Genomic DNA, 4,618 nt, shown 5'->3' on the forward strand with positions numbered 1-4,618 from the left:
GCTGTGTATAAGAGACAGCTTTATATCAGTCAGTTCCCCAAAATTAAATATTTTTGATATGCGGGATTTATTTGATCGCCATATAGAATTTAAATATACAATCTTGTTGTCGTAATTTTGGAATATCCAAATAATATGAACTGGGACAATAACTCAATCGTAATTTATGCCAATTTTCCATTTCACGTAGAAGATTGGTCTCCTTTATCTGTGAATAAAGGTATTGGAGGAAGCGAAGAAGCCGTCATTTACTTAAGTCAAGAATTAGTTAAGTTAGGCTACAAGGTTACTGTTTTTAATAGATGCAGTGATATGGAAGGGGAATATAATGATGTAGTTTATCAGTCCGTTGAGAAATTTAATCCCCAAGATAACTTTAATGTCTTAATCTTTCATCGCGCTTGGACAGAAGCTATGCTAATGAAGGTTAAAGCCAGGAAAACTGCTGTGTGGATGCATGACAATCCTCAATTATTTCCTCCAGTAGAAAAGTCTCAGCGTTTAGAATTTCTGGCAAGTTTTGACAAAATTTTCATGTTGTCAAATTTTCATAAATCTCTTTTGCCAGACTGGATTCTTGAAGACAAGATATTTTTAACAACTAATGGGATTAATTTAAAAGATTTCAATTTAACAGGAATTGCTAGAAATACGAAGAGACTAATTTCGATTAGTGATTATACAAGAGGTATTGAACATCTACTTACTCAATGGGATAGGGTTCTCAAAGAAGTACCAGACGTTGAATTACATATTTTTTATGGTTGGCAAGGAATTGATGCTTTAATTAATTCACCTTATATTAATAGATTTCCACAATTACCAGATAAAAAGAAACAACTTTTGCAACTTTTTGAGCAAGAAAATGTCTATGAACATGGCAGAATTGGTCACAAACAGTTAGTTGAAGAATTATTTAAATCTGGAATCTGGGTTTATCCTTGTAATACTGCTGTTGAGATTTTCTGTATTAGTGCTTGGAAAGCTCAAGCGGCTGGTTGTATTCCTGTAGTGACAACTTATGCTGGCTTAGATGAGACTGTTAAATCTGGTGTCAGAATTAAGGGGCCTGCTGGAGATGAACAGACAAATAATGCTTATATTGAAGCTGTAATTGACTTATTGAAAAATCCAGAGAAACAAGAAAGTCTGAGACAGGAAGCATTATCTCTAAAAGATTCCTTTGGTTGGGATAAAGTTGCTAGACAGTGGCATGAGGAATTTATCTCAGTTTAAATAAAATCCAGGACTGTGCATAAGCATAGCCCGTCGTAGACATCGCTCTCACCCTATCTCATATCATTTCAGACTTCCTAAACAAAACTAGTCTCTCGGACTGCCTGATTTTGCTGGCGTTTCCCAGTCACCACCATCTGTACACCCCCTCCTGGGCTAAATAGGAAACCCTTACGCACTGGCTGCACTGGTTTGCTATCAGCTAGTTCCATCTGCCAGTGAGACAGCACTGTTGCTAAAGCCACCTTCATCTCAAACAGGGCAAATGCCATCCCAATACAGCGACGGTTCCCACCACCAAAGGGTAAATACTCAGAAGGAGAAAACTGCCGTTCTAGAAAACGCTCTGGCTTAAATTGCTTTGACTGGGGATATAAATCTTCTCGATGATGGGTCAGATAAATGCAAGGAATCACTAAAGTACCAGGATTCAACTCATAGCCCATGATTTCTAGGGGTGATTTTACCAAGCGGTTTAATGCCAATATTACCACTGGATATAGGCGCAGAGTTTCCGAACAAACAGCACTCAAATAAGGTAAACGCAAAATAGCATTTGGATCAGGGTTTTCGCCCAGGCTATCTAGTTCTTGCAGTAGTTTTGCATGCACTTCTGGCAAATGGTGAATCCAGTATAAAGCCCATGCTAAGGAAGTTGCAGTAGTTTCGTGACCCGCCGCTAAGAGCGTAATTAACTCATCGCGTAACTCTACATCAGTCATCGGCTGCCCTTCTTCATCATGAGCTGCCATCATCAAAGATAGGATATCAGTCCGAGATGGGTCAGGTTGCTGTTTGCGATCGCTAATCTCAGCATATATGAGATCATCTATTTGCTGGCGTAAATTCAAGAATTTGCCCCAAGGACTCCAAGAACCTAAATCTCGTTGGAGTGATGGGAAAACAAGCATCATTGCCGTAACGAAAGGTTGCTGTGGATTCAGGATTTTCAGCAGCACTTCCTTGAGTTTTTCATAACGCGGCCCATCTGCTAGACCAAAGACAGCTTTCAAAATCACCTCTAAGGAGATTTCTTGCATAGATGGTAGAACTGAAAAGGATTCCTCAACTTGCCATTGACTAATCACTTGCTCTGTAATCTCGCGGGTTAACTGACCATAAGCCAGCATTCTTTCTCCATGAAAAGAAGGTGTCAACAACTTTCGTTGGCGTTGGTGAGGCTTACCTTCGAGAGCTAGTAGTGATTGCCGTCCTAATAAAGGCGATTTAATACCCGCCTGTTCACCAGAGTCCAACTGTTTTGAATCTGTAGTAAAAATTTGCTGAATCGCCTGGGGATTGCTAAAGAATACTTGAGGAGTAAAAACAGGGCCAATCCGAAGAGTGAAGATATCACCATAGCGTTTAGCACAGGCTTCCATATACTCTAAGGGATTAGTCAACCACTGATACGTCTGTACCCAAGGGTGAGTTTGAGGACCGTTAGGCAGTTTAAGTGCAGACATTTTTATTAATCTCCCAATGATTAAAGCAAGATTGTTATCAGCCAGTTATTCATGCACCCCTAGCTTGATTAATCTTAGACCACAGATTGGGCAGATGAACTTACCAATTCTTGAATCTGCCTTGGAGTCAATTCTTGAACATTACGCAAAACTACTGCTGCTCCTGCTGCTATTAGCGTCTCACTGTATGCATCACTACGCGGTGCTGTTTCCTGTACGTGTGGCGGTAAAACTCCTACACCAAGCCAAGTGCGAGAAGAATCTAGACCCCGCGCTTTCTCGACGGTATACATATCTGCTACCGTATCTCCTACATACACGATCGCTAATTTTTCCTCAATTCCATTTTCTAATTCACGAACTGTGGCGAAAAGTCCAGTGGGGTCTGGTTTTCCTGGTGCATCCTCCATCGCAATCAACACCGGAGATGCCAAACCCAGGCGTTTTTCTAACACATAGTTAGCAGAAGCACGAGTCGCACCGCTAAAAAATCCCCACGCAATCCCGGCTTGGGTAAGTTGTTCTAAATAGCTAGGTTGTAATAATAAAGGTTCATTACAGATATACCCTGTAAAATTATTTGGATCTGAGCCTCGGTAACGCGATTGAAAAAAAGCAACGATCGCACTGTAATCTAGTTGCAGTTGTTCTCGGCTCTGTCCTTGGGTTTCAAAGTAGCGGTAAATTAATTCCTGCGATGCTTCCCAATCGTTATTCCACAGCCCTTCAGACTTCAGTTGGTCAATATCCAGTGGGGTTGGACGATATGCTTGGGTAGTAAAATATTCTACGGTATCTGCGATCGCTCGGCGATAGGAACCGCTAACATCGCGCACAACGCCATCAATATCGAAAACAACGATCGCTTTTGTAGAAGTGAGTTGAGTCATGGGGTAGGAAGCAAAAGAGTTTTAAATTATCATAATGCGCTTAGGCACTTGGTACTTAGCACGGGCTAAACGCCCCACTAACGCTAACAGCGCTCCTGAATTGTTTGGTCATTTGATAGGGTATTGCGTTAAAATAAGCGATCGCTATCCTAGTTAAATAATGCCCGGAAATTCCCGGAGGTGTGATTGACCAAGTTTATTTTGAAAATTCTGTGGTTAGACGAGAACGTTGCTCTAGCAGTGGATCAAGTTGTAGGTAAAGGCACCAGTCCCTTGACTAAGTACTTTTTTTGGCCCAGAAATGATGCCTGGGAAGAGTTAAAAAAAGAATTAGAGTCCAAACATTGGATTACTGATCTAGATCGTGTTGAGTTGCTTAACAAAGCGACAGAAGTGATTAACTACTGGCAAGAGGAAGGCAGAAACCGTCCAATGGCAGAAGCTCAGTTGAAATTTCCGGAAGTTGCCTTTACAGGTAGCGCTTGATATTACAAAATCAGCTATTGTCCTGTTCTACAAGCTGCCACAGTTTGATAGTCTTGTCCCGGCTGCCGCTTACAATTAATTGTGTAACTTTGCTCACAGCAACAGCAGATACTGAGTCTATATGACCAGAGAGAGTAACAATCTCTTCTGCTGTGCTTACCCTCCAAAGTTTAACTGTTTTGTCGCAACTTGCACTTAGGAGTGTTTCGCCATCGGCAGTAAAAGCCACAGCCACCACAGACCAAGAATGGCCTACAAGTGTGCAAATTAGCTGACCAGTGTTTACCTCCCACAACTTAATAGTGTTATCATCACTACCCGTCGCCAAAATTTGACCATCGGGACTAAAAGCGACTGTCAAAACCGCCCATGCATGACCCGAAAGGGTGCTTAACAAGCTATAGCATGGGCGGTTTTGAAGTTCTCTCTGGGAACCTTCTATCTGCCACAAGCAAATTGTTCTGTCATAACTAGCGCTGGCTAAAAGCTGTCCTTGGGGACTAAATGCTACTGAATTTACTTGTAATTGGTGTCCAGTTA

5 protein-coding genes are annotated in these 4,618 nt (G+C 41.5%); 2 read left to right on the forward strand and 3 right to left on the reverse strand.

Features of this window, described 5'->3' with window-relative positions; all coding sequences use genetic code 11:
• Positions 1-117 precede the first annotated feature (117 nt).
• Positions 118-1,236, forward strand: coding sequence for a glycosyltransferase family 4 protein (locus tag IQ229_RS13945; protein ID WP_194044633.1), 1,119 nt, complete (start codon positions 118-120; stop codon positions 1,234-1,236).
• 77 nt (positions 1,237-1,313) lie between these two features.
• Here IQ229_RS13945 and IQ229_RS13950 read toward each other — a convergent pair whose 3' ends face one another.
• Both IQ229_RS13950 and IQ229_RS13955 read right to left on the reverse strand, forming a co-directional pair.
• Positions 1,314-2,702, reverse strand: coding sequence for a cytochrome P450 (locus IQ229_RS13950; protein ID WP_194044635.1), 1,389 nt, complete (start codon positions 2,700-2,702; stop codon positions 1,314-1,316).
• Between the two features lie 74 nt (positions 2,703-2,776).
• On the reverse strand, positions 2,777-3,592 hold the full coding sequence (locus IQ229_RS13955) for a TIGR01548 family HAD-type hydrolase (protein WP_194044637.1): 816 nt from the start codon (positions 3,590-3,592) through the stop codon (positions 2,777-2,779).
• A gap of 186 nt (positions 3,593-3,778) precedes the next feature.
• Here IQ229_RS13955 and IQ229_RS13960 point away from each other — a divergent pair, with 186 nt between their 5' ends.
• Positions 3,779-4,078, forward strand: coding sequence for a 30S ribosomal protein PSRP-3 (locus tag IQ229_RS13960; RefSeq protein ID WP_094333099.1), 300 nt, complete (start codon positions 3,779-3,781; stop codon positions 4,076-4,078).
• A gap of 10 nt (positions 4,079-4,088) precedes the next feature.
• Here IQ229_RS13960 and IQ229_RS13965 read toward each other — a convergent pair.
• On the reverse strand, positions 4,089-4,618 hold a 530-nt coding region (locus tag IQ229_RS13965), incomplete at its 5' end, for a WD40 repeat domain-containing protein (protein WP_194044639.1).

Origin of the sequence: Nostoc cf. edaphicum LEGE 07299, assembly GCF_015207245.1 — a bacterium.
GTDB lineage: Bacteria > Cyanobacteriota > Cyanobacteriia > Cyanobacteriales > Nostocaceae > Nostoc > Nostoc edaphicum_B.